A 24,817-nucleotide genomic window follows, 5' to 3' on the forward strand; every position below is an offset into this window, starting at 1 on the left:
CTCACCGCGACAGCGGCCGCACCTGAGCGAGCATCACGTCGACAAACAGGTCCTTGTTCTCCGCACTGCCGAGACCGTGCCCACCCTCGAGCCAGATCAGTTCCTTCTCCGGCGCCGAGAGCATCTCGTAATACTCCTCCACTAGGCTCGGCATCGCATTGACGTCGTCGCGGCCGACGAAGAAGAACACCGGCACCTCCAGCGACGGGGCCTGTTCGACGAAGTCCAGGTCCTCCAGTTGCGGATAGACGGCGTTGAACGAGTCAATCAAGCCGCGGGTGTGATTGATCGTGTCGACGTAGCCGTACTCGGGCACGAGGAACCCGAGCAGCGGCACGACCACCGTGTAGCGGGGAACCCCCATGATCTCGTTGAGCACATCGAGAAAGTCCACGTACGGCCACACCACAGCGTCACCGTGGTACGGCGGCGGCCCGTTCTCGCGGAGCTTCTCCGCTCGCCCGGTCTCCCCCTGTTCCTCCAGGTGCGCCAACGCCAGCTCGTAGCCCATCCGGTCGTTCTCGCCTGTGTTGACCATCTGACCGCTGCTGATGAAGGCGTGGAAGAGCTCGGGATGCTCCTGCACCAGCCAGATGCCGATGATGCTCGACCACGACACCCCGTAGATGTAGATCTTGTCCTGCCCGAATCGCTCGCGGAGATGATTGGTGAGGGCGGTGGCGTCGTCCACGAACCGCTCCCGGTCGAGTTCGTCGAACGGCACGGCGCCATAGGACTTGCCGGTGCCCGGCTCGTCCCAGTTCACCACCGTGAAGTGCTCCTCCAGCGGCCGGAACTCGCTCGAATTGAAGAACCCCCCGCCCCCGGGCCCGCCCATCCCGAGGTTGAGCAGGACCGGATTGGACTCGTCATGGCCGCGGATGGTGATCCACTGCTCGCTGCCGCCCAGGTCCACCTGCTCCATCGACGCGATACTGCCGGGCACCCGCTCGCCGTCCGGCCCGGTGATCGGCGGCGTCACCGCCAGCGTCTGCGAGGCGACGACCGCCCCGATCGCGGCAAGGGCCACCACTGCCACCGCGGCCGGCCTGACCCATCGCCGCCGGCGCCCGATGACGAGCCAGATCAGCGCGGCCACGCCGACCACGAGCAGTGGAAGCCACGCCCAGATCGGGACCGAGGTGGTGAGGGGCAACAGGAGGACGGGGAGGAAGACGACGACGGCGACGACCACGGCGGCCGCGGTAACCCAGGCGTGGGCCCGGCCTTTCGGTTCCCGCGTGCGACTGGTCACGATGACTCCTCCGCCTACACTTCACACAATACGAGTCCGACAGAGTGGATGTCCGCGATGACGCCGATCGACGATGCCGCAGTCCGCGCGGACGTCCGGAGCTGGCGTGGTCTCGTCCGGACCGGTGCGTGGGCGGCGTTGGCCAGCGTGGCGCTCATCGCGGTGCAGATCATCGTCTACCTCCTCTGGCCTTTCCCGGACACCGTCGAGGGCTTCTTCCTCGTGCTCGCCGACAATCCCGTCGCGGGGCTGCTCATGCTGGACCTGCTTTACCCGGTGAGCAACCTGCTGACCCTCCTGCTCTACGCCGCTCTGGCGGTCGTGCTGTGGCGGGTCAGCCGGTCCGCGGTCGTGATCGCGCTGGGGCTGGGCGGGATCGGAATGGCGGCCTACATGTCCTCTCCCCGCCCGATCGAGATGCTCCACTTGGCCCGCGCCTACGCGGAGGCCGGCCCCGCTGAGGGGGCTGCGCTGCTGGCGACCGGGGAGGGCATGCTCGCCACGTGGACGGGCACCGCCTTCGACGTCTACTACGTCCTCAACTTCGCCGCCCTGCTCATCTTCGGCATCCTCATCTACCGCAGCACCGTGTTCAGTCGCGCCACCGCGGTGTGGGGTCTCGCGGCCGCGGTCCTCATGGCGGTGCCGTCGAACGTCGGGACGATCGGACTCGCCTTTGCCCTCGCCTCGCTGCTGCCCTGGTCGGTGTTCGCCGTCCTCACCGCCCGGCGGCTCCTCGCGCTGTGCCGCGGGCTCTGAGGACGCCGACCGGTTCGAACGATCGCCCTCGTCGTCGTCGCTGTTGTTGTCGTCGTTGTCGCTGACGCCACCGACGCACGCCTACGTCACGCGCCCCCGAACCACGCCCGGCTGAGCTCGGCGTACCGCCCGTCCGCCCGGAGCAGCTCGTCGTGCGTGCCGGATTCGACGATCCGGCCGTGGTCCATCACCAGGATGCGGTCGGCGGCCGCGGCCTGGCTCAGCCGGTGCGCCACCACCAGACCCGCCCGGTCGCGGAGCACCGCAGCGGCAGCCGCGTCGAGGCGACGGGCTCCGGCGGACCCGGCCTCGGCGGTGGCCTCATCGAGGATCACCACGTCCGGGCCGGCCAACTCGACGCGGGCCAGGGCGATCTTCTGGCTCTGCATGGGATCGAGCGCATGTCCACCCTCACCGATGAGAGTGTCGACGCCGTCGGGCAGGTCGTCGACCCAGTCCGCGCCGACGGTCCGGAGTGCGGCGCGCACCTCGGCGAGACCGGCCTCAGGCCGGGGCGCGCGGACGTTCTCGGCCACGGTGGCGGCGAAGGTGTGCACCTCCTGCGAGACCATCGTGACGTGCTGCCTCAGCGCTACCGGGTCGACGTCGGTCAGCCGGACCCCGCCCAGTCGCGCACTCCCCCGCGTCGGCACCACCGAGCCGGCGGCGACCAGCGCCAGGGTGCTCTTGCCGGCGCCCGTGGACCCGACCACCGCGACCACCTCGCCCGGCGCGACCGTGAGGTCCACGTCGATGAGCGCCGGAGCGCCCTCGCCATAGGTATGGGTGATGCCGGTGAGCTCGAGCGGGCCGGGCCCGGCGGCGGTGGAGTGCAGCGTAGCGGTGCTCTCGGGCACGGGCATGGTGATGACCCCGACCATCCGCACCAGCGAGGCACCGGCGGACTGGACCTGATCGACCATGCCGACCAGCGCACCGATCGGGTTGAACAGCCGATGGAACAGCAACGCGGCCGTGGTCACGGCGCCGGCGGTGATGGCGCCGGAGTCCACGAGGAAGAACCCCACGACCAGCAGCAGCCCGAGGACGGTGACCTCGGCGCGGTTGTTGCGGCTGAAGGCTCGGGTGACGAAGTGGAACACCTCGATGGACAGGTCGCGGGCGCGGGCGGAGGCGGCGGTGATCCGCTCCAGCTCGGAGTCCTGGGCGTCGTAGGCGTGCAGGGTGCGGGACCCGGAGATGCCCCCGAGGAGACGGCTGGCCCGGGTGCCGAAGGCGGCGCGCTCGGCGGCATAGATGGGGCCGGACCGGGGCAGGTACCAGCGCAGGGTCGTCCAGTACATCGGCAGCGCGAGCAGCCCCACCAGCCCGAGCCGCCAGTCGACCGTCGCGAGCCCGACCCCGGACACGATCACCGTGAACGCCGACTGCACGACCAGCGGGATGACGGCAGTGGCGGCCTGGCTGATCTCGCGGGCGTCCTCGGCGACGCGGGAGACGAGGTCGCCGGTCTCGGTCGTCTCCATCTGAGCGGCGCCGAGGCGCAGGGAGCAGTCCATCACCATCTCGCGCAGGCGGGCGACGGTCGGTTCGGTGAGCCGGGCGAGCCACGCCTGCCCGGCCCAGGTGCAGCCGGCGCCCACGATGCCGGCCACGGCGATGGCGCCCGCGCCGATCCACACCGCTGTGTAGTCCTCGCTGCCGGGCAGGTCGTCGACGAGCCGGCCGATCACCCACGGTGCGACGAGGCCAGCCACGGACCCGATCAGCCCGGCCAGGCACACCAGCGCCAGGTATCCGCGCCGCTGCCGGAGCAGCGGCCACAGGACGGCGAGGGACTCGCGGCCCGTCGCCAGCGGCAGCGCGCCTGACGAGCCCGCCGCGTCCGGGCCGTCCGCGGCGGTGCCGGCGGTGGCGGTGGCGGTGGCGGTGGCGGTGGCGGTGGCGGTGTTCGTCATCCCGCGGGTCGTCCCCGTCTCGGTGGTGCTCATCGGTCGACCGCCGTCCGGTAGGAGGCTGATGCCTCGCGCAGTTCCAGGTGGGTGCCCGTGCGCGCCTCGCCGCTGCGGGGCAGGTGGACCACCCGATCGGCGGTCGCGAGGAACGGCGGCGACGACGTGACGATCAGCGTGGCCTGCCGCGGCCGACTCGTCCGCAGTCGGCGGACGGCCTGGGCGATCTCCCACTCGGTGACGGCGTCGACCGCACTGGTCGGTTCGTGGAGCACCAGCACGTCCGGGTCCGCGTGAAGGGCGCGGGCGAGCGCGATCCGCTGCCGCTGACCGCCGGAGAGGTTCCGGCCGCCTTCCTGCACCGCGTAGTCGAGCCCGTCGGGCAGGTGCTCGATGATCTCCGCGACCGCCGAGGCCCGCAGGACCTCATGCGAGATCGGGGTGGCGGCCACGCCACCGGCGGCGGGGTCACCGTGCTCGTCGTCGTCCCCCGGGCCGCCATGTCCCGAACCGCCGCCCCCCGGGCCACCGAGCTCGTCGTCGTCCCCCGCGCCGACGTGCTTCATCGCGATGTTGGAACGGATGGTGCCGACGAACAGGTCCACTCGGTGCGGCGCGGCGACGAGATGCTCGGCGATGGCGGGTGCCAGGTGACTGCGTCGGTGCCCGCCCACCAGGACGGCGTCGGCCCCGTCGCCGTGCCCGGCGATCGCCAGGGTGATGGCGTTCGCGGCGGCGGGCTGATCGGCCACGAGCGCGACGACCGCCCCCTCGGCGACCTCCAGGTCGAGGGAGCGACCATCGGGCAGCGCCAGCCCGCGTACCTCCAACCGCGCCCCCGCGGGGACCTCGTCGCCGGAGTCGTCGACCGGCGCCGACCCCAGCAGGTCGACGAGCCGCTGCGCCGCGCCGTGGGACCGGGCGGAGATCGACACCATCTGGGTGATCATCCGGACCGGCTCCTCGAAGAAGACGGCCACGCCCACCACGGAGACGAGCGTGCCGATCTCCATCTCGCCGGCCAGGACGCGGTAGCCGGCGGCCAGCAGCACCAGCGCCAGGACCACGGCCATCCCGAGCGAGCCGATCCCCTGGACCCGCCCCGTCCGCTCGGCGGTGACGATCCCCGCCGCGGCCGCCTCCTCGGACGCCGTGCGGTACTGCTCAGCGGCCCAGCGCTCCCCGCCGCCGGCCTTGAGCACGCGCAGGCCCGCCATGATGTCGGTCGCGCGGCTGCTCGCCCGCCCGATCGCGGCCTGCTGGGCGGTGCTGTGCCGGGAGATGGTGCGGCTGGGCAGGGCGACCAGCACGAGGCTGAGCGGGACGCCGATGAGCACGATGAGCCCGACCAGCCAGTCGGTCCACAACAGGTAGACCGAGATCCCCACGATGCTGATCACCGCGGACCCGCCGAGCGCGATCTGCCGGAATACCAGCGCGGCGACGTCGGCGTCGGCCGAGCACACCGAGAGCACGTCACCGGAGCTCGCACCGTCCATCGCGCGCCGCCGGGTCAACGGGACCCGCGTCACCTCGACCCGCAGGTCGTGCGCCTCCTCCTGCAGGGCCCGATTGCTCATCCGGGCGCCGAACCGGTAGCCGAGGCTGAGCACGGTGAACAGCGCGATGAGCCCGACGACCGACCACAGCAGGGCCCACCGGTCGAGCGGGATGATCGCGACGTCGACGATCACGCCGATCGCGATGGGCACCAGCGCCTCACACAGCTGCCACAGGGTCATGAGCACCAGGCCGGGGACCACCAGGTGCCGGCGGCGCCGGACCGCGCGGAGCAGGAGCCCGTTGGCGGTGGTCGGCGCATCCGCCGTGGTCGGGGCGCCCGCGGGCTGCCGGCGCGTCGACGTCGGTGCTGACATGGGTGTGGGACTCCCGCCGTTGGTGATCTCGCCTGCAAACTCGGCCGACTCAGCAGCGTAGTTCGCGGGGCCCGCGCAGCGGCGCCCACACCTCACCTGTCGGATTGCGCCTCACCTGCGGGGCCCCGTAGGTCAAGCGCATCCCAATGGGTGAGGCAGCATTCAGCGTGGCGTCCCCCTACGACGCCCGCCTACGTAGCCCGCCTACGGCGCGGTCGTCCCCACCGAGTAGGCGGCCGCCGCGTCGCGCACGTCCATGACGTATTCGCGCGACGCGTTATAGGACAGCACGGCCCGCTGCCAGTTCTCGGCCTGAGAGAGGTCTCCCCCGTTCGTGCACAGCAGGCGCGCGGCGGACACGGCGGCGTCGTCGATCTGGTTCGGATCGGCGCGCCCGTCTCCGTTGGCGTCGACGCCGTACTTGCGCCACGATTCGGGGATGAACTGCATCGGCCCGACGGCCCGGTCGTTCTCGGTGTCACCGTCCAGCTCGCCGCCGTCGGTGTCGGGGATGTCGGCGAAGCCGGGCGAGCCGTCGAGTTTGATGCCGATGATCGGCGGGAGCGCGTAGCCGTCGTCACTCAATGACGCCCCGCGGTACCGGCCGTGCCGCGTCTCCACGTGCCCGATCCCGGCGAGCGTCGTCCAGGCGAGGTTGCACTCGGGACGGGTCTGCCGCATGGTCTCGGCGGCGTTGCCGTAGGCAGCGAGTGCGGCGACGGGGATGTTCATCGGCTCGTTGAGGCCCGCCGCCCACTCGCGCAGCTGGTCGGAGGTGCGGCCGGGCGCGTTGATGTCGACGCTCGGCACCGGGGCCCCGGCGGCGGGCGGGATGCCCGGGGGATGGGGGTCGGCGCCTCGCGGGTGGGCCCGTAGGAACACGACGACGACAACACGGCAACGGCGACCAGGCCCGCGAGACTCGCGGTGGCGCGGGGGGTCAGGGTGGGCATCGCGCTCAAGTCTGCCCGAGCGGGGCCCGGCAGCGCGTCGGGGTATCCCCCGATTCCCGGCGGGCCGGCGCCGCGCGCGTCCGGGCAGCCGCGGGCGCCGAGGTAAGCGGCGGGCGACCGTGTCAGCCGCGCCCACCGAATCCCCCGGCCAGCGCGGTGAGCTCGTCGAGCAGCGCGTCCCGGCTGATGGCGGGACGGTCCAGCACCCACCGCACGGCGATGTTCTCCACCGCCATGACGATCACCCACGCCCGGGCCGCCGGGTCCCCGCTCGTGGCGCCGGCGGCCGCGAGGTAGACCGCCAGGAGTTCGCGGACCCGCTGCTCGAGGGCGTGCTGCGCCGCCCGGTGTCGTACCGCGGGCAGTTCCTCCCACATGATGCGCAGCAGTCCGGCGTCGGCCTCGAGCGCGGTGAGCAGGGCGTCGGCGATCGACCGGGCCGTCGCCGGGCTCTTCACGTCGACCGGGCCCGTGGCCGAGAGCGATGCCGCGACCCGGTCGGAGATCTCGGCCGACCACCGGTCCATGACCACCGCGACCAGCGCGGACTTGTCCGGGAAGTACTGGTACAGCGAGCCGGGGCTGACCTCCGCCTCGTCGGCGACGCGGTTGGTGGTGAACGACTCGTAGCCGTCGCGCACGAGCACAACGCGAGCAGCCTCCACGATTCGCTCCACCATCGCGCGGGATCTGGCCTGCTTGGGCACCCTTCTCATAAACGCGAATTGTATGCGAGTAAAAACTCGCGTCATAGTCATGGCATGACTGCTACGTCCGAAAAGACAGCATCCGTGATGCCGTACCCCCAGCGCTTCCGCGAGGGTGAGGAGCGTGGCCGTCGCCTCGGACGCGCCCTCAAGCCCATCGCCGGCGTGGGCCACCTCGATGAGAAGCTCATGGACCGGATCGGCCGCGACTACTTCGAACGCGACGATCTAGGCGATCAGCTCGCCCGCGCCATGCGGCTGCGGTCCGGCGAGCCCGGCGCGGTGACCCGCCGCCAGCTCGATGAGGCGCTGCACTCCGGCTCGGCCGGCCTGCCCGACGACGCGCCTCAGATCCTGCGGGACTACATCGCGCACCTCGAGGGCACCCCGGACTGGGTCGACTGGGACAAGGTCGAACGAGGACAGAAGGCCTATCTGCGCTTCGGCCAGAACGCCGCCGACATCCTGCTACAGCTGTCCCTCATCGGCGGCTACCGGTTCGGCGGACCCACCGACCTGCTGGTGGCGACCGGCGGCCTGACCGGCGAGACCACGCTGCGCCGCCTGGCCGAGACCAGCCACTGGACCATGTCGCTGTCCATCCCGGACGGGCTGCGGCCGGGCGGTGAGGCGTGGCGACTGACCGGCCACGTGCGGGCCATGCACGCGGTGGTCAACAACGCCATGGAGCCGCGCTGGGACAGCCAGCGCTGGGGCCTGCCCATCAACCAGAGCGACCTGGCCTCGACCCTCGGCCTGTTCGACGCCGTGGTCCTGCTCGGGGTGCGCACCCTCGGCGTGCCTGTGAGCCGCAGGGACTCGGACGCGGTGATGCACATGTGGCGCTACGTCGGCTGGCTCATGGGCGTGGCCGACCACTACCTGGTCGAGGGTGAGCGCGAACGCCACCGCGTCAACTACCACATCCTGCTGTCCCAGGCCGGCATCTCCGAGGCCGGGCCGAAGCTCACGCAGGCACTGGTGGAGTCCCAACGACGCCGCCACCGCAGCGGGCCGCTGCCCCGCCTACGCGCCCGGGTGGGTCATGAGCGGCTTTTGAGCATGCTCACCGTGCTCCTCGGCCCGGAATCGATGCGGGAGTTCGGCCTGCCGGTCCGCCCGCCGTGGGCGCACGCCTACCTCGTCCCGCTCAACACCCTGCGCTACCGCACGCCGTGGGGCCGGGCCCGGCTCGAGTCGTGGGGCGAGAAGGTCCGGGCCCGCGAGCGCAAGGAGACCTTCGGCGACTCCCGGCCCGACATCGGCCGCCCCGCCACCACCTGACGCCGGACTCCCCCCGAGGGGCCCGCCCCGACCCGCGCCCGCCTGCCCTCCCGCCTGCCTGCCTTCCTGCCTGCCTGCCGAGCAGAGGATTTCGCGCGTATCGCCCGAGAGACGGGTGCACGAATTCCTCTTGTCGGCGGGCTATGGCGGCGAGGAGGTCAGACAGCCGCCTGGTGGCTCAGCGTCAGTTCAGCGCGCGCTGTACAGTTCAGCGCATGCTGACACGTGCCACCCGCCTCGACATGATGCATCGGCTCGGCCGGGCGATGGCCGACCCCACCCGGTCCCGGATCCTGCTGTGCCTGCTCGAGGGGCCCCGGTACCCGGCCGACCTCGCCCGCGAACTCGAACTGACCCGGCCCAACGTCTCCAACCACCTCGGGTGCCTGCGGGACTGCGGGATCGTCGTGGCCGCGGCCGAGGGTCGGCAGATGCGCTACGAGATCGCCGACCCACACCTCGAGGCCGCACTCACCGCGCTGCTCGACGTCACGCTCGCCGTGGACCGCGACGCCGAGTGCGCGGTCTCCGACTGCCCCACCTGCGCGGCATCATGACGTCCGCGTGCGGGTGCGAGGCGACCTCGCCCGACGAGCCCGAGGAGCAGGACCGGCCGTGGTGGCGGGACCCGGCGATCCTCATCCCGGCCGCGTCCGGCGTCGCGTTCGTCTCGGGCCTGGCCGCGGAATGGACGGGCGCCGGACCGGCCGGCCAGACCCTGTTTTGGATCGGCCTCATCCTCGGCGGCTCGACGTTCGCACCGGGCGCGATCCGCGGGTTGCTCACCAGCGGCCGGCTCGGCATCGGGCTGCTCATGACCATCAGCGCCGTGGGCGCCGTGATCCTCGGCTACGTCGAGGAGGCCGCCGCCCTGGCCTTCCTCTACTCCATCGCCGAGGCGCTCGAGGACAAGGCGATGGACCGCGCCCGCTCCGGCCTGCGTTCTCTCCTACGCCTGGTCCCGGACACCGCCACCGTCCGCCGGGGCGCCGACACCACCGAGATCCCGACCGCCGAACTCCGGGTCGGAGAGACGCTCGTCGTGGCGCCGGGCGAGCGCGTCGCCACCGACGGGATCGTGGCCCACGGCCGCAGCAGCGTCGACACCTCCGCGGTCACGGGCGAGTCGATGCCCGTCGAGGTGGCGCCCGGCGACCGCGTCCTCGCCGGGTCGATCAACACCTCCGGCCTCCTCGACCTCACCGCCACCGCCCCGGGCACCGACAACACACTCACCACGATCGTCGACCTCGTCGAGCGCGCCCAGACCGAGAAGGGCGACCGGTCCCGCCTGGCCGACCGGATCGCCCGACCGCTGATCCCCGGGGTGCTCGTGCTGGCCCTGCTCGTCGCGGGCATCGGCTCGCTGCTCGGCGACCCGGAGCTGTGGATCACCCGCGCGCTGATCGTCCTGGTCGCCGCCTCGCCCTGCGCCCTGGCGATCTCGGTGCCCGTCACCGTGGTTTCCGCGATCGGCGCGGCCAGCCGGTTCGGTGTCATCGTGAAGTCCGGGGCGGCGTTCGAACGGCTCGGCACCATCCGTCACCTCGCGGTGGACAAGACCGGGACCCTCACCCGCAACGAACCGTCGGTCGTCCGAGTCCTCACCACCCCGGGCACCAGCGAGTCCGAGGTGCTCTCCCTGGCCGCGGCCGTCGAGCGCCACAGCACCCACCCGCTGGCGGCCGCCATCACCTCCGCCGCCCTCGCCGGAGCCGCCCGGCAGGACCCGGCAGGCCAGCGGGTCTCCGGGCCGGGAACCACAGACGCCGAGCACGTCGAGGAGGCCGCCGGGCACGGGATCTGCGGCACCGTCGACGGACACCTCGTCACCGTGGGCTCACCACGCCGGCTCGCCGCCGGACAGCTCACCGGGCAGATCACGGCCCTGGAGCACGAGGGCATGACCGTGGTGGTGGTCCACCGCGACGGCCGCCCGATCGGCGCCATCGGCATCCGCGACGAACTGCGGCCGGAGGTCCTCGTCGTCGTCGCCACCCTGACCGACCACCACATCGGCGTGAGCATGCTGACCGGCGACAACCCGCGCACGGCGGCCGCGCTCGGCGCGCAGGCCGGCATCGGTGACATCCGCGCCGACCTCTCGCCCGGCGACAAGGCCGACGCGATCGCCGAGCTCGCCCGCACCCGGCGCACGGCGATGATCGGCGACGGCATCAATGACGCCCCGGCACTGGCCACCGCGGACGTCGGAATCGCGATGGGCGCGACCGGATCCGACGCCGCCATCGAGTCCGCGGACGTGGCCTTCACCGGCACCGACCTGCGGCTCCTCCCCCGGGCCCTCGCGCATGCCCGCCGGGGCAGCCGGATCATCAACCAGAACATCGTCCTCTCACTGATCCTCATCACGACCCTGGTCCCGCTGGCGATCACCGGGGTTCTCGGGCTCGCCGCGGTGGTCCTCGTCCACGAGATCGCCGAGGTCATCGTGATCCTCAACGGGCTGCGGGCGGCGCGGACGCCGTCGACACCTGCGGCGACGGCGCCCGTGCGTGAGGCCCGAACGCCTCAGATCGTCAAATGAGCCGATAACGGCTAATTTGCCGGTTTTAGGTGTTTTCACCTTATGTCGGCGGTGTGTGGCACGATCGCCTCATGTACGTGGTGACCATCGACCAACGCCGCAGCCGCAGCAGCGCCGACCGGGTACCCGCCCTGATCGACGCACTGGCGGACATCCCGACCGCGGCCGCGTTCGAGCGCACGGCCGGAGACGAGGTCCAGGGCCTGCTCGACGACCCTGCCGCGGTGCGGTCGGCGCTGCTCGTCGCCCTGCGCGAAGGTGACTGGCACTGCGGTGTCGGGGCGGGAGACGTCGACGACGAGTCCTACTCCTCCGGGACCAGAGCCGGACGTGGGGACGCCTACCTCGCCGCCCGCGACGCCGTCGACGCCGCGAAGGGCCTCCCCGGCTCGGTGGCCATACGGGTGCCGGGCGACCCCGGATCGCGGGACGACCGCGGCTCGGCGACGGCGTGGGCCGCCGACTGCGAGGCGGTGTGGGCACTGGTCGCGCCACTCGTGCTCGGACGCACCGAGCCGCAGTGGCGGGTGGTGGACGCCGTCGATCGCTCCCCCACTCAGGTGGCGGCCGCCGAGGAGCTGGGCATCACGCCCGCCTCGGTCACCGGGGCGCTGCGGCTGTCGGAGATCCGCGAAGAGCGCGCCGCGTACCCGGTGCTCGACCGGCTGCTCGCCGGCGCGCACGACGCGGCCGTGGGCGAGTCCGGCAGCCCGGCGAGCGGCCAGCGCGGGAAGGCCGCGGACGGCGGGCGTGGGAAGGCCGACCGATGAGCAGCTGGCCCGACTGGATCCTCGTCGCGATCGTCGTGGCGCTGAGCCTGATCGCCTCCGTCGCACTCGGCTCGCCCATCGCGTCGCTCGTCCTGCGCTCGGCGCGGGTGCCAGAACCCCTGACCGTCGAGGTCAGCGGCGACGCGCGGACCCCGGTGATGCGCCGACGCGACGACCCCGCCCCCGCGGTCCGCGAGGTCCTGCGCGGCGGGATGTGGATCGGCATCCTCGAACGCGTCGGCCTCACCGCCGCCATCCTCGCCGGACGCTTCGAACTCGCCGCGGTGGTCGTGGCCATCAAGGCCCTCGGCCGCTACCCCGAGATCCGCGAGAACCCGGCGGTGAGCGAGCGGTTCATCATCGGCACGCTCGCCTCCCTGCTCGTCGCCGCCGCGTGCGGGGCGCTCGGACTCGCGGTTCTGCATACCCTGGGCTGAGCACGGTACCGATCCCCGAGGAGAGGACACCCGCCATGACCCGCACGAAGCTCCTGGTCTCCGCCGCGGTGGCCGCGTCCGCGCTGGCCCTGACCGCCTGCGCCGGGGGCGGAGACGACACCGCAACCGCCCCGGCCGGCACCGCCGCCGACGCCAGCGCGGAGTCCGGCACGAACGCTCCGCCCGAACCCGGCGCCGACGCTCCCGCCGATGAGGGTGAGCGCTCGGCCGCCGACGTGATGTTCGTGCGGATGATGATCCCGCACCACGAGCAGGCGATCGAGATGAGCGACATCATGCTCGCCAAGCCCGACGTGCCCGCCGACGTTACCGCCCTCGCCGAGGAGATCAAGGCCGGACAGAACCCCGAGATCGATCAGATGGAAGCGTGGCTCGATCAATGGGGCCAGCCGCCCGGACCGCGCGACGACCACCGGGGTCACGGGGGCGGCGGCATGCCCGTGATGGGCAACGACATGTCGATGATGGACGGCATGCTCTCCGCCGACGAGCTCCAGCAGTTGTTCGACGCCGAGGGCACCGACGCCGCGCGGTTGTACCTGGAGCAGATGATCGCCCACCACGAGGGCGCCATCGACATGGCACAGGGGGAGGTATCGGACGGTACCTATCAGCCGACCGTCGACCTGGCCCGGTCGATCATCGACACCCAGCAGCAGGAGATCGCGCGCATGCGTGAGATGCTCGCCGCGATGTGAGGCCTGCGCATTGTGAGGCCTGACAGGCCACGCGGCACCCGGCAGCGTGATACCCGACAGCGTGATACCCGACAAGGAGCCCGCCCAGCAATGACCACCACCCCTCGACTGCGTCGCCGGGCCCTGGCCGCGGCCCTCACCGCGAGCTGGCTCACCCTCACCGCCTGCGGCGCCACCCCACCCGGCCAGGCGGACCAGAGCCCCAGCGGGCAGAACCAGAGCGGGCAGAACCACAGCGGGCAGAACCAGAGCGAGTCGAGCCAGGCCGCGGCGACCGAGGTCCTCGACCGGTACGGCCTGACCGACATGGACGCCCGCGGGGTGATCGAGCGGCTCGACACCATGCCCGTCGCCGAGCGCCCCGACACCCTCCTCGCCTCGGTCCAGCCGACCGAGCTCGTCCTCACCGACACCGCCGCCGGCTCCATCGCGACCCTGCCGATGCCGGACGAGCAGTTCTACCTGTCCGTCGCGCCCTACGAGGACCAGACCCATGACTGTCTCTTCCACAGTCTGACGACCTGCCTCGGCGAGATGGCCGGCGAGCCCGTCGACATCACCGTGACCGACGAGACGGGGCGGACGGTCGTCGACGAGACCCGCACGGCCTACAACAACGGATTTGTCGGCCTGTGGCTCACCCGCGACCTCACCGGCACCCTCACCGTCGAGCACGACGGAAAGTCCTCGACGGTGCCGATCGCCACCGGCGACGACGACCTCACCTGCCTGACCACGGCGCACCTGACGTAAGAGCCCGACGCCGCACCCGACCCGCACCCGCCAGGAGCCCCGCCCATGGTCACCGTCCGAACCGCCACGCGCGCCGACGCACCCGCGATCGCCCGCATCCTCAGCGAGGCGTTCCGCGACGACCCCGCATGGTCGGTCACGCTGCCCGAGGACGAGACCCGGCACACCAAACTCACCTTGTACTACCTCCGCCGGGTGCGGCGACACCCCCAGTGGGCCGACATCGCGATGGACGACGGCCGCGTCGTCGGCGCCGTCCTGTGGCAGCCCCCTGCCGCGCCCGGCGCTCTGGGCACCGCCCGGCGAGCGATCTCCGGTGCGGCCCTGTGGACGCTGGGCCGGCTCCCCCTGGGCCGCGGCGCACGGCACACTCTCCAGATCGAGGCCTATCGGCCCACCGAACCGCACTGGTACATCCGCGACATCGGCACCGGTCCCCAGGCCCGCGGCAAGGGCGTCGGATCGGCACTGCTGGCGCACCGCCTGAGGGTCGTCGACCACTCCGCGAACCCGCTGGCGTTCCTCGAATCCACCACCCCGGCGAGCCGTCGCCTCTACGAGCGGTTCGGGTTCGAGGCAGTGGGCTCCGTGCCGACGCTTCCCGGACAGTCCTCGACCGCCATGGTCCGTCGGCTCGTCGACAGCGCGGACCGGTCCGACCGGCCCGACGGACGCGCGGAGTAGACCCGCCGGGCGGCACCTCCTCCGCGCACGCGATGAAGGCCTCAGTACGCTCACGGCTATGACGGCAGACTTCGTGACCCCCATCACAGGCACCCTCGGCCGCGCGCGCCAGAACATCATCTACCGCTCCGGCGTCTCCGGGATCACCCCCGCGGTACCGACCGGCGCCGAGAAGCTCGAAGCCGCCGCCCGCCGCGCGCTCCTGCGACGACCCGGCGGCAAGAAGGCCTGGGCCTACGTCTACGGAGGCGCCGGCTCGGGGCAGACGATGGCCGCCAACCGCGAGGCCTTCGACCGCCGGCGACTGGTGCCGCGCATGCTCCGCAACACCTCCCGGCGCGACATCTCCACCACGGTGCTCGGGCAGACGCTCCCCGCGCCCGTCCTGGTGGCTCCGATCGGCGCCGCCGGACTCATCCGTCGCGACGCCGACGTCATGGTCGGCCGGGCCGCCGCCCGGCGCGGACTTCCGTACATCTTCTCTTCGCAGGGTTCCTCGCCCATGGAGGCCACGGCCGCGGCGATGCAGGACAGCCCCCGCTGGTTCCAGCTGTACTGGAGCAGCGACGAGCAGCTGGTCGACAGCTTCATCGCCCGCGCCGAGGCGATCGACGCCGGGGCCCTGGTCGTCACGCTCGACACCACCACGCTGGGCTGGCGGCCGTGGGACCTCGACCTCGGTTCGCTGCCGTTCACCCGCGGCGTCGGGATAGCGCAGTACACCTCGGACCCGCGTTTCCGGCAGTTGGTCGCCGAGCGGGTCGAGCGCGAGGCCGCGGCGGGCGCCGATGCCGATGCCGATGCCGCTGCCGTCAAGGTCACCCCGCAGGCGGCGCTGACGCTGCTCGAGATGGCGCGCAACCACCCGGGCTCGACGCGGGAGAATCTGCGCGCCCCCGAGACCCGCGCCGCCGTGCAGACGTTCCTCGACACGTTCTCCAACCCGGCACTGAGCTGGGACCACCTGGCGACCCTGCGGGACCGGACGAGGCTGCCGATCGTCCTCAAGGGCGTCCTGCACCCCGATGACGCCCGGCAGGCGTTCGATGCCGGTGTCGACGCGGTCATGGTGTCCAACCACGGCGGCCGCCAGGTCGACGGGTCGATCGGCACCCTCGACTCCCTCGTGGCGATCCGCGAGGCGGTCGGCCCGGAGCCGACACTGCTGCTCGACTCCGGCATCCGCAACGGCACCGACGTCGTCAAGGCCATGGCGTGCGGCGCGAACGCGGTGACGATCGGCCGGCCCCACGTCTACGGCCTGGCCATCGCCGGCGAACACGGCGTCGGCGAGGTGCTCGACAACCTGCTCGCCGAGATCGACCTCACCATGTCGCTGAGCGGCGCCAGCTCGTGGGACGAGGTAGACGCCTCACTCCTGGCCTGAGACTCGCGCCCGGCCCGGGGCTCGCTCTCGGCGTGGTCGTGGTTCGGGCATGAGCAGAGCCCCCGGTCGGCGACTGCCTACCGGGGGCTCTGCTCTGCAACGGGCCAGCTCCGTGGCTGGCCAGCTCTGCAACGTGCCAGCTCTGTGGCGACCTAGATGATCGGGTCGCCTTCGCGCCTGGCCTCGGCGGCCTCCTTGACGAAGCCACGGACGAGGACGGCGAGGACGCCGGCCACGATGACGGGCCAGATCAGGACGTAGATCGTGAGAAGGATCGGTGTCATTGTCAGCTGCCTTCCTTCCTAGACGCGGACGAGGTCGTCGTCGTCGTCATCGGTTCGGACGTTCTGGTCGCGGCCGTCGTCGTCGGACTGCGCCTCGAGGGCCTCCGCCGACTCCGCCGTGTCGTAGTCGGCGGTGCGGGCGGCGATCTTGGCGAAGTCGAAGTCCATCGAGCTACGGAAGGACATCGCGGCACAGACGATCGTGCTCACCGCGTACGCCACGAGCGAGGCGGTCAGGGTGTCGTAGTCACGCAGGAAGCCGAAGATGAACGGCGCACTGCCCAGGGCTGCTATCGCGCCGACGACCAGCGCCGGGCGCAGGCCGAAGAACCCGAAGACCATCAGCCCGAGCACCACGCCCACGCCGACCACTGCCAGCGCCTCGATGCCGTACGCGAGCACGCCGCTGTCCGGGATGGCACCGAAACGGGTCGGCAGGAACACCGCGAGCGCCGCGAGCACGGACACGGTGAAGGCCATGTTGGTGACCTTCTTCCAGTAGAAGCTCGCGATCACCGGGAACACCAGGGCACCCCACAGGGCACCCACGAAGACCAACAGGTCGAGGATGTTGAAGCGGATGTTGGCGAACACCAGCGCCGCAGCGGTGGCGACGACCATCGTGAGCCGGCCCACGATGAGCATCGTGCGCGGGTTGGGCACCTTGCCCTTGCTGCGCAGGCTCTGCCCGTAGACGTCGGTCATGGCGATCGACGACATGGCCGACAGGTCGGAGTCCGCGGTCGACGACAGCGAACCGATGATCATGATGAAGAACACCGCGACCAGGACGCCCGGCAGGTACTCCGCGGCCACCTGCGGCAGGATGTTGTTGGGGTCGCCGTCCACGGGATCGATACCCGCGTACAGGGCGAGCACGCCCACCATGCCGATGCCGATGATCGTGGCGCCGTAGCCGATCGTCGCCGTGATGAACGTCGGCTTGATCAGGTCCTCGCGCACCGCGAACAGGCGCTGGGCGATGGTCTGGTTGCCGATCGCGTAGGCCAGCACGGCAGCGATGTAGGGCGCGCCCTGGTTGAGGAACGCGTCCGAGGAGAAAAAGTTGCTCTGCTGCGGGGTGAGGTTGGCCGCACCGCTCGAGAACACCTCGACACCGCCGAGGAAGAAGAACATCGACGGCACGATGATGATGACCGCGCCGAGCATGGCCAGCACCTGGGCGAAGTCCGTGAGCACCGAGGCGCGGAAGCCGGACCACAGTGTGTAGAGCAGCACACCGGCGGCGATCACGACGATGCCCTGCATGAAGCTGAACGGGCTGAGCATGGCGATCAGGGCGCCACCGGCGATGAAGTTCGACGTCAGCGAGATGACCGAGCCCAGGATGTTGGAGCCGGCCAGCATCAGCTGGGAGGAGCGCCCGTGGCGCGCGAACATGACCTCGGCCAGGGTGTGAGCCTGGGGCGCGACCTTACGGATGCGTCGACCGAAGGGGTAGATGAACAGGATCATCAGGGCACCCCAGAGCCCGTAGTGGATCGGTCCCGACACACCGTAGAGGTAGCCGGAGTTGACCGAGGCGTACATCGACGAGGCCCAGATCCAGGTGGCCGTCATCGACGCCGCCGAGATGCCGAATCCGATCCGGTGACCGGCCGTCATGTAGTTGTCAGCGTTCTCGTCCTTGCGCGCGATCCGCATGGACATGACCATGGTGCCGCCGTAGAACAGCAGCAGTAGCAATACAAGCGCAGTCGCACTCAGCGCGGGAGAGCCGAGCAAATCCATATCTGCCTTTCTCTCTCTTATTGTCAGAACAACGGGCCCAGCATAGAGAACCCTGACGGGAAACTGAGAATCACCAAGGTAAGAGGCATTGTCGGGAGGTCCAAAATGGAGCCCGCTCCCCACCGTTCGACGGCCTGCGACCCGGCCACAAGATGGAGGAAAACCCCAAACGGGCCTCGGGGCCGAGGCCGATGCTCAGGGAATGTTGTGGATGAACGTTGCCAGATCACCGACCCCAGAAAGTTGCGAACGGATGCAAACATTGCGGGTCCTGCCTGCGCCGATGGCCCAAGATCAAGCGGCAGCGGTCGACCCCGGCGAGCGTGCGCTCCGCGGACTGAGCGCCGTCAACTTAAGAGTGGGCTCACATCCCTCAGCAGGTGACTGCGAGGACCACCCCTCGGCCGGGCGCACCCGTGGGCGGGTCGGCGGCGGGCTGGTCGGCGGCGTGCGGGAGGCGGGTGTTCCGAGGTGTGGATCAGTGCCGGTCGGTGCGGCGGTGCCACGCGGCACGCCACTCATCCGCGCCGGCCTCGGCCGCGGGCACGGGCAGCCGCGACTCCGCGGCCCTGACGGTCTCGGCGAACTCGCGGACCACCCGTCGGTACTCGACCTCCGCCGAGCCGGAGCCGTCGGCGTCGGAGGCCTCGTCGGCGGCGTGGGCGGCAGCGTCGGCGTCGGCAGCGGTGTCGCTGGCGGCGGCGCGGAACAACCCCCCGGCACCGACGTGGACGACCCGCATCCGATCGGGCACGAGATCGTCGGGGATCCCGGCCGACCGGGCGCGCTCGAGAACCTTCTGCCCCAGTGCCAGTGCGGGCATGTCCCAGGAGATTCCCTCGACCACACCGCGCGGTAGGCGACCGGCGCGCTCGGCGGCTTTGGCCTCCTGCCACAGTCGGTCCTGCTCGGCGGCATCGAGGGCCCCGGGCCCACGACCGGGCCCGTCGGTGAACCAGTACGGCGCCCGGCGTCGGAGCTTGTCGAGCAACGCCCCGGCCACGTCCTGCACGTCGAACGGCGACTCGTCCCGCTCGGCCCCGATCGCGGCATGGAACAGCACCTGGAGCAGCAGGTCGCCGAGCTCCGAGACCAGCTCGTCGCGGTCGCCGTCCGCCACTGCGTCGACCAGCTCCCACGACTCCTCGAGCAGATACGGCAGGAGGGAGGCGTGGGTCTGGGCGGACTCCCACTCGCCGTCGCGGCGGATGCGGGCCATCACCTCGATGGCTTCGGCCAGCCGGTCCCCGGCGCCCGTCGAGAAGAGGGTTTCGCTCGTATCGGTCGAGTGGACTCGTGCGAAATCCTCTTCTCGGCGGGGATCGCGGGCGCCGCCGGGGCCGCTGGGGCCACTGGGGCCGCGGGCGCCGCCGGGGCTTCCGTGCCCGCCCCCGCCGCCCGGGTCCGCGTCTGAGTCGGGCCGCCCGCCGCCCGGGCTCATCGCGCGGGCACCGTCTCCGGCTGGATCACCGGGTTCGACCCCTCCGGATCCCCGGCCATCGCGGTGAGGAAGTCGGCGGCGTACTGCAGCATCTCGTCGTCGCGCGCCTTCTCCCCGCCGGCACCCGCACGCGCGCCTGCGGCCTTGGGCAGCGGGAGCAGCACGGTCTTCTGCGTGGCCCGGTACTGCGCGGCCGGGTACATGCGCTTGAGCCGCATCTGCTGCGAGTCCAGCAGGTCGAGCGGCCCCACGCGCAGGCGCGAGCCGGCCAGGACGATCTCGCGGACCCGGTATTTCTGCGCGACCAACCGCAGCCGCGAGACGGACACCACGCGGCGGGCCTCGGCGGGAAGCGGCCCGTAGCGGTCGAGCAGCTCCTCGACCACCGCGTCGATATCGGCGGCCTCCCTAGCCTGCGACAGCTTGCGGTACGCCTCCAGCCGCAGCCTGTCGCCGTCGACGTACTCCACGGGGATGTACGCGTCGACGGGCAGCTCGATGCGGATCTCGCCGACCTCCTCCTCGACCTCGACCTTCTCCCCGTCGGCGATCGCGCGGTAGGCCTCCACCGCCTCGCCCACGAGACGGATGTAGAGGTCGAACCCGACGCCCGCGATGTGCCCCGACTGCTCGGCACCCAGAACGTTGCCGGCGCCGCGCAGCTCGAGGTCCTTCATCGCCACGGCCATGCCGGCGCCGAGGTCGTTGTTCTGCGCGATCGTCGCGAGCCGGTCGTACGCGGTCTCGGTGAGCGGCTTCTCCGGGTCGTAGAGGAAGTAGGCGTACCCGCGCTCACGCGACCGGCCCACGCGGCCTCGCAGCTGGTGCATCTGCGACAGGCCAAGCTGGTCGGAGCGGTCCACGATGAGCGTGTTGGCGTTGGAGATGTCCAGGCCCGTCTCGACGATGGTCGTACACACCAGCACGTCATAGTCGCGGTTCCAGAAGCCGCCGACCGTCTGCTCGAGCTGCTCCTCCCCCATCTGCCCGTGCGCCACCACGACGCGCGCCTCGGGCACCAGGTCGCGGATCTTCGCGGCGGTGGAGTCGATGGTCCGCACGCGGTTGTGGACGTAGAAGATCTGCCCCTCGCGCAGCAGCTCGCGCCGGATGGCGGCGGCGACGTGCTTGTCCGAGTGCGCGCCCACGTACGTCAGGACCGGCAGGCGCTCCTCGGGCGGGGTGAGGATCTGGCTCATCTCGCGGATGCCCGCCAGCGACATCTCCAGGGTGCGCGGGATCGGGGTGGCGGACATGGTGAGCACGTCCACGTGGGTGCGCAGGGAGGTGATGTGCTCTTTGTGCTCCACGCCGAAGCGCTGCTCCTCGTCCACGATCACCAGGCCGAGGTTCTTCCACCTCACGCCCGTGGCGAGCAGCCGGTGTGTCCCGATCACCACGTCCACTGTCCCGTCCGCCAACCCGGCGAGGATCTTCCTGGCCTCGGCGTCGGAGGTGAAACGGCTCAGTCCACGGATCGTCACGGGGAAACCGGTCATCCGCTCGGCGAACGTGGCCAGGTGCTGCTGCGCGAGCAGCGTGGTCGGCACCAGCACCGCGACCTGGGTGCCGTCCTGCACGGCCTTGAACGCGGCGCGCACGGCGACCTCGGTCTTGCCGTAGCCGACGTCGCCCACCACCACGCGGTCCATGGGGGCGGTCTTCTCCATGTCGCCCTTGACGTCCTCGATCGCCGTGAGCTGGTCGACGGTCTCGGTGAAGGGGAACGCGTCCTCCATCTCGCGCTGCCACGGGGTGTCGGGGCCGAAGGCGCGCCCGGGCGCGGACTGCCGCTTGGCGTACAGCTGGACCAGCTCGGTCGCGATCTCGCGGACGGCCTTGCGGGCCTTGCGCTTGGTGTTCTGCCAGTCGGCGCCGCCTATCTTGGACAGCGTCGGGGCCTCGCCGCCGACGTAGCGGCTGAGCTGCCCGAGCGACTCCATGGGCACGTAGAGCCGGTCGCCGGCCGCGCCCCGCTTGCCGGGCGCATACTCGATCACCAGGTACTCGCGCCGGGAGGAGCCGTCGCCGCCGCGGACCTGCCGCTCGACCATCTCGACGAACTTGCCGATGCCGTGCTGGTCGTGCACCACCCAGTCGCCGGCCTTCAGTGCCAGCGGGTCGACCTGGTTGCGGCGCTTGGAGTGGCGGGCCTTGGGGCGGGTGGTGGAGCCGAGGCGGTTGCCGGTGAGGTCCGTCTCGGAGACGACGACGAGGTCGTCCGCCACCCCGGCGGCGCCCTCGGTGAGCGAGAACCCGCCGTGCAGGACCGCCTCATAGACCGACACGAGCCCGGAGGCCGGTGCGGATCCCGCCGTCGCGGCCGTGGCGGGGACCTCGGTCTCGGACAGGCGTTCCAGGATTCGGGCGACGGTGCCGTGGCCGGGCACGACCATCGCGGCCCGTCCGCCGCCGCCGACGAGGGCGCGGAGCCGGACGAACATGGCCTCCATCTCGGAGTCCTTGCCGCGGGGGGCGGGCGGGTCACCGGCGGGGACGGTGATGACCGCGCCGTCCTCGGGGTCGGTGAGGAACCCGGGCGGGACGAGCTGCCACCACGCACGGCCCGCCTCGGTGGCCTCGGAGCGGACGGCCGAGAAGGTGCGGTAGCCCGAGCCGGACAGGTCCAGCGTCTCGCTGTCCACGGGGGCGTCGCCGCCCATGGTGGCCGCGGTCCACGAGGCCTCGAGGAACTCCCGGCCGGCGGAGGCCAGGTCGGCGGCGCGGCGGCGAACCTTGTCCGGGTCGCACACCACCACGCGGGTGTCGGCGGGCATGAGCATCGGCAGGGTCGTCATGTCCTCCGGCACGAGCACCGAGGTCAGGGCCTCCATGCCGTCGCGCGGGATGCCCTCGGCCAGCGAGTCGAGCAGCTCGGCGAGCGTCGGGTTGGCGCGGTGCTCGGCCGCCAGCTCCCCCGCCCTGGCCCGCACGGCGTCGTCCAGCAGGAGCTCGCGGCACGGGAACAGCACCGCGGACTCCACCTCGCCGTCGGGCAGGGAGCGCTGGTCGGCCACGGAGAACTCGCGGATCTCGGCGATCGTGTCCCCGTCGAACTCGATGCGCAGCGGGTGATCGGCGGTGGTCGGGAAGACGTCCACGATGCCGCCGCGCACCGCCACGTCACCGCGCCGGGCCACCATGTCCTCGCGCAGGTAGGCGAACTCGGCCAGCCGAACCAGGAGGTCGGTGGGGTCCAGCTCGGCGCCCCTGGCCAGCCGCACCGGCTCCCGGCGGGCCGCGCCGGGCGAGATCGGCTGCACCACCGACCGCGCCGCCGCCACGACGATCCCCGGCGGCCGCCCCGACAACACCGAGTTCAGCACCTCGAGCCGGCGACCGATCGTGTCCGCCGCCGGCGAGAGACGCTCGTGGGGCAAGGTCTCCCAGCTCGGGAACTGCGCGACCTCGTCGTCGTACAGCCCCGACAGCTCGTCGGCCAGTTCCTCACTCTCGCGTTCCGTGGCCGTCACCACCAACAAGGGGGCGCGCTGCGCCACCGCGGCGACGAGGAACGGCCGCAGCGCCTCGGGCGCGCGGACCACCGCCATGTCCCGGTCCAGACCGTCGCGCAGGTCGGCCAGCGCCGGGTTGGCCAGGACCGCACCCGCCAGACCGGACAGTGCGGCGGTCGCGGGAGTGGTGGCGGTGGCGGTGGTGGTCACGCGTGTGGATCCTCCGGGTAGGGGGTTCGTCGAGCGGGGGTGTGCGGGTCGCACGGGTGGTGGGACGCACACCTGAAGGGCCGCAGATCCACCACTCTAACCGCGCGCCCGCCCCGGTAGCCTGTGCGTATGCGCGAGACCACAGACGCCGAGCACGTCGACCCCCGGCCCGTCGCCCCCGGGCACGGCGACACCCAGGGCGCCCCCGCGGGCCCGGTGACGATCTCCCCCGCCCCGGCCACCGCCGACGACGCCGCCCACGACACGATCGGCGCGCGCGTGTTCACCGACCGGTGGATCGGCGTGCTCCTCACCCTCGGTTCGGCCCTCGCGCTGGTCGCGTCGTTCCAGCTCAGCCTGGACAAGATCCGGCTGCTGGAGAACCCGGACTACACGCCGGCGTGCAACTTCTCCATCCTCATGAGCTGCAAGAGCGTCATCAACTCCGAGCAGGGGGCGGCGTTCGGGTTCCCCAACCCGTTCATCGGGCTGATCGGGTTCGGCATCGTGATCGCGATCGGCGTCGCCGCCGCCACGGGTGTGCGGTTCCCGCGCTGGTACTGGGTGGGCGCGCTGCTCGGGCTGACGTTCGCCGCCGGATTCGTCCACTGGCTGGCCTACCAGTCGATCTTCCAGATCCAGGTGCTGTGCCCGTGGTGCATGGTCGTGTGGGCGGCCACCATCCCCATGTTCTGGTACACGCTGCTGCACGTGCTGGCCAAGCTCACCCGGGCGCGGTGGGTGCGCGCACTGCAGCGGTGGCACCTGGTGCCCGTGGTGGTCTGGTACCTCGCGGTGGCCGGGGTCATCCTGTGGGCGTTCTGGGACTTCTACTGGGCCGACTTCTTCGCCAACCTCTGACCGGCCGTGGAGTACACCGGGGTCGACGTCGTGATCCCCGCCCACGATGAGCAGGACCTGCTGGCGGGCTGCCTCGACGCGCTCGAGGACTGCATCGCCGCCACCCCGGTCCCGGTGACCGTGACGGTCGTGCTGGACTCCTGCCGCGATGCCACCGAGGAGATCGCGCGGGGGCGGGCCCGGATCGTGCGGACGAGCGCCCGCAACGTCGGCATCGCCCGCGCGCGCGGGTTCGACTCGCTGCGGCGGCCCCCATCGTCGTCGCCCGGCTCCGTGCCGTCCCCCTCGCGGCGCTGGTACGCGACCACCGACGCCGACTCCCGCGTGCCCCGCACGTGGCTCACCGACCAGCTGGCGGTCGCCCGCTCCGGCGCCGACGTGGTGGCGGGCCTGATCGCGGTCGACGACTGGTCGGACTGGACCCCCGCCACCCGGCTGAGCTACCTCGAGGGCTACCACCCGGGTCCCGGCCACCGGCACATCCACGGCGCCAACATCGGCATCTCCGCCCGCGCCTACCGGCAGCTCGGCGGCTTCGACCCGCTCCCCGTGCACGAGGACGTCCAGCTGGTCCGGCGCGCGCAGGCGGCCGGGCTGACGGTCGCGTGGTCCACCGCCGCGCCGGTGATGACCTCGGCCCGCCGGACCGCGCGCGCCCCCGGTGGCTTCGCCGGTCACCTCGCCGCCACGGAGAGCGCCGCGACCGAACGCGCCGCCACCGAACGCGCCGCCAGCGCAGGGACCACCGCGTCATGACCGCGTGTCCGC

Annotated in this window: 21 protein-coding genes; 12 read left to right on the forward strand and 9 right to left on the reverse strand. The window is 71.7% G+C overall.

What is annotated here, in order from left to right:
• Position 1 precedes the first annotated feature (1 nt).
• Entirely contained in the window at positions 2-1,255 is a 1,254-nt protein-coding gene (locus tag OVA21_RS10000) for an alpha/beta fold hydrolase (RefSeq protein WP_268092373.1), read from the reverse strand.
• Between the two features lie 57 nt (positions 1,256-1,312).
• Here OVA21_RS10000 and OVA21_RS10005 point away from each other — a divergent pair, with 57 nt between their 5' ends.
• Positions 1,313-2,014 carry a hypothetical protein gene (locus OVA21_RS10005; RefSeq protein ID WP_143337766.1) on the forward strand — a complete coding sequence of 234 codons (702 nt, stop codon included), beginning with the start codon at positions 1,313-1,315 and terminating at the stop codon, positions 2,012-2,014.
• A gap of 86 nt (positions 2,015-2,100) precedes the next feature.
• On the opposite strand, the gene OVA21_RS10010 is transcribed toward OVA21_RS10005, so the two are convergent.
• The 4 genes from OVA21_RS10010 to OVA21_RS10025 all read right to left on the reverse strand — a co-directional run bounded on the left by OVA21_RS10010 (position 2,101) and on the right by OVA21_RS10025 (position 7,473).
• The gene (locus tag OVA21_RS10010) at positions 2,101-3,966 is read right to left on the reverse strand and encodes an ABC transporter ATP-binding protein (RefSeq protein WP_254050641.1); all 1,866 of its coding nucleotides are present in this window, start codon (positions 3,964-3,966) and stop codon (positions 2,101-2,103) included.
• Positions 3,963-5,804 (reverse strand): ABC transporter transmembrane domain-containing protein, encoded by a 1,842-nt coding sequence (locus OVA21_RS10015; protein WP_096907147.1) that lies wholly within the window; start codon positions 5,802-5,804, stop codon positions 3,963-3,965. The genes OVA21_RS10010 and OVA21_RS10015 overlap by 4 nt, the downstream gene beginning before the upstream one ends.
• A 204-nt stretch (positions 5,805-6,008) precedes the next feature.
• Positions 6,009-6,686, reverse strand: coding sequence for a lytic transglycosylase domain-containing protein (locus tag OVA21_RS10020; protein ID WP_268092374.1), 678 nt, complete (start codon positions 6,684-6,686; stop codon positions 6,009-6,011).
• Positions 6,687-6,879: 193 nt separating this feature from the next.
• Positions 6,880-7,473 carry a TetR/AcrR family transcriptional regulator gene (locus tag OVA21_RS10025; protein ID WP_241261671.1) on the reverse strand — a complete coding sequence of 198 codons (594 nt, stop codon included), beginning with the start codon at positions 7,471-7,473 and terminating at the stop codon, positions 6,880-6,882.
• Positions 7,474-7,518: 45 nt separating this feature from the next.
• Between OVA21_RS10025 and OVA21_RS10030 the strand changes: the two genes are divergently transcribed.
• From OVA21_RS10030 to OVA21_RS10070, 9 genes are all read left to right on the forward strand, one after another.
• Entirely contained in the window at positions 7,519-8,748 is a 1,230-nt protein-coding gene (locus OVA21_RS10030) for an oxygenase MpaB family protein (RefSeq protein ID WP_096907144.1), read from the forward strand.
• A 215-nt stretch (positions 8,749-8,963) separates the two neighbouring features.
• Positions 8,964-9,305 (forward strand): Cd(II)/Pb(II)-sensing metalloregulatory transcriptional regulator CmtR, encoded by a 342-nt coding sequence (gene cmtR / locus OVA21_RS10035; protein WP_096907143.1) that lies wholly within the window; start codon positions 8,964-8,966, stop codon positions 9,303-9,305.
• The gene (locus OVA21_RS10040; protein WP_268093137.1) at positions 9,302-11,296 is read left to right on the forward strand and encodes a heavy metal translocating P-type ATPase; all 1,995 of its coding nucleotides are present in this window, start codon (positions 9,302-9,304) and stop codon (positions 11,294-11,296) included. Before cmtR ends, OVA21_RS10040 begins: the two co-directional genes overlap by 4 nt.
• Before the next feature lie 71 nt (positions 11,297-11,367).
• The gene (locus OVA21_RS10045) at positions 11,368-12,066 is read left to right on the forward strand and encodes a hypothetical protein (protein ID WP_096907142.1); all 699 of its coding nucleotides are present in this window, start codon (positions 11,368-11,370) and stop codon (positions 12,064-12,066) included.
• Positions 12,063-12,503, forward strand: a complete 441-nt coding sequence (locus OVA21_RS10050) for a hypothetical protein (protein WP_268092375.1) — start codon at positions 12,063-12,065, stop codon at positions 12,501-12,503. The genes OVA21_RS10045 and OVA21_RS10050 overlap by 4 nt, the downstream gene beginning before the upstream one ends.
• Positions 12,504-12,538: 35 nt before the next feature.
• Positions 12,539-13,222, forward strand: a complete 684-nt coding sequence (locus OVA21_RS10055) for a DUF305 domain-containing protein (protein ID WP_096907140.1) — start codon at positions 12,539-12,541, stop codon at positions 13,220-13,222.
• Between the two features lie 90 nt (positions 13,223-13,312).
• A complete protein-coding gene (locus OVA21_RS10060; protein ID WP_173674811.1) occupies positions 13,313-13,975 on the forward strand; it encodes a CueP family metal-binding protein in 663 nt (220 codons plus the stop codon).
• Positions 13,976-14,020: 45 nt separating this feature from the next.
• Positions 14,021-14,659: a GNAT family N-acetyltransferase gene (locus OVA21_RS10065; RefSeq protein WP_096907139.1), complete on the forward strand. Its 639-nt coding sequence runs from the start codon at positions 14,021-14,023 to the stop codon at positions 14,657-14,659.
• 58 nt (positions 14,660-14,717) lie between these two features.
• Positions 14,718-16,046, forward strand: a complete 1,329-nt coding sequence (locus tag OVA21_RS10070; protein ID WP_096907138.1) for an alpha-hydroxy-acid oxidizing protein — start codon at positions 14,718-14,720, stop codon at positions 16,044-16,046.
• Positions 16,047-16,198: 152 nt separating this feature from the next.
• On the opposite strand, the gene OVA21_RS10075 is transcribed toward OVA21_RS10070, so the two are convergent.
• The 4 genes from OVA21_RS10075 to mfd all read right to left on the reverse strand — a co-directional run bounded on the left by OVA21_RS10075 (position 16,199) and on the right by mfd (position 23,188).
• Positions 16,199-16,330 carry a putative transporter small subunit gene (locus OVA21_RS10075; RefSeq protein ID WP_096907137.1) on the reverse strand — a complete coding sequence of 44 codons (132 nt, stop codon included), beginning with the start codon at positions 16,328-16,330 and terminating at the stop codon, positions 16,199-16,201.
• Between the two features lie 18 nt (positions 16,331-16,348).
• Positions 16,349-18,082 (reverse strand): sodium:solute symporter family protein, encoded by a 1,734-nt coding sequence (locus tag OVA21_RS10080; RefSeq protein WP_096907136.1) that lies wholly within the window; start codon positions 18,080-18,082, stop codon positions 16,349-16,351.
• A 478-nt stretch (positions 18,083-18,560) separates the two neighbouring features.
• Complete coding sequence (locus OVA21_RS10085; RefSeq protein ID WP_096907135.1) at positions 18,561-19,523, reverse strand: MazG nucleotide pyrophosphohydrolase domain-containing protein; 963 nt, start codon at positions 19,521-19,523, stop codon at positions 18,561-18,563.
• Positions 19,520-23,188, reverse strand: coding sequence for a transcription-repair coupling factor (mfd, locus tag OVA21_RS10090; protein WP_096907134.1), 3,669 nt, complete (start codon positions 23,186-23,188; stop codon positions 19,520-19,522). Before mfd ends, OVA21_RS10085 begins: the two co-directional genes overlap by 4 nt.
• A gap of 129 nt (positions 23,189-23,317) precedes the next feature.
• Between mfd and OVA21_RS10095 the strand changes: the two genes are divergently transcribed.
• Together OVA21_RS10095 and OVA21_RS10100 are read left to right on the forward strand one after the other, a co-directional pair.
• Positions 23,318-24,049, forward strand: coding sequence for a vitamin K epoxide reductase family protein (locus tag OVA21_RS10095; RefSeq protein ID WP_096907133.1), 732 nt, complete (start codon positions 23,318-23,320; stop codon positions 24,047-24,049).
• A 6-nt stretch (positions 24,050-24,055) separates the two neighbouring features.
• Positions 24,056-24,805, forward strand: coding sequence for a glycosyltransferase (locus OVA21_RS10100; protein WP_096907132.1), 750 nt, complete (start codon positions 24,056-24,058; stop codon positions 24,803-24,805).
• Positions 24,806-24,817: the final 12 nt, after the last annotated feature.

Source organism: Dietzia sp. SL131 (assembly GCF_026672565.1).
GTDB lineage: Bacteria > Actinomycetota > Actinomycetes > Mycobacteriales > Mycobacteriaceae > Dietzia > Dietzia kunjamensis.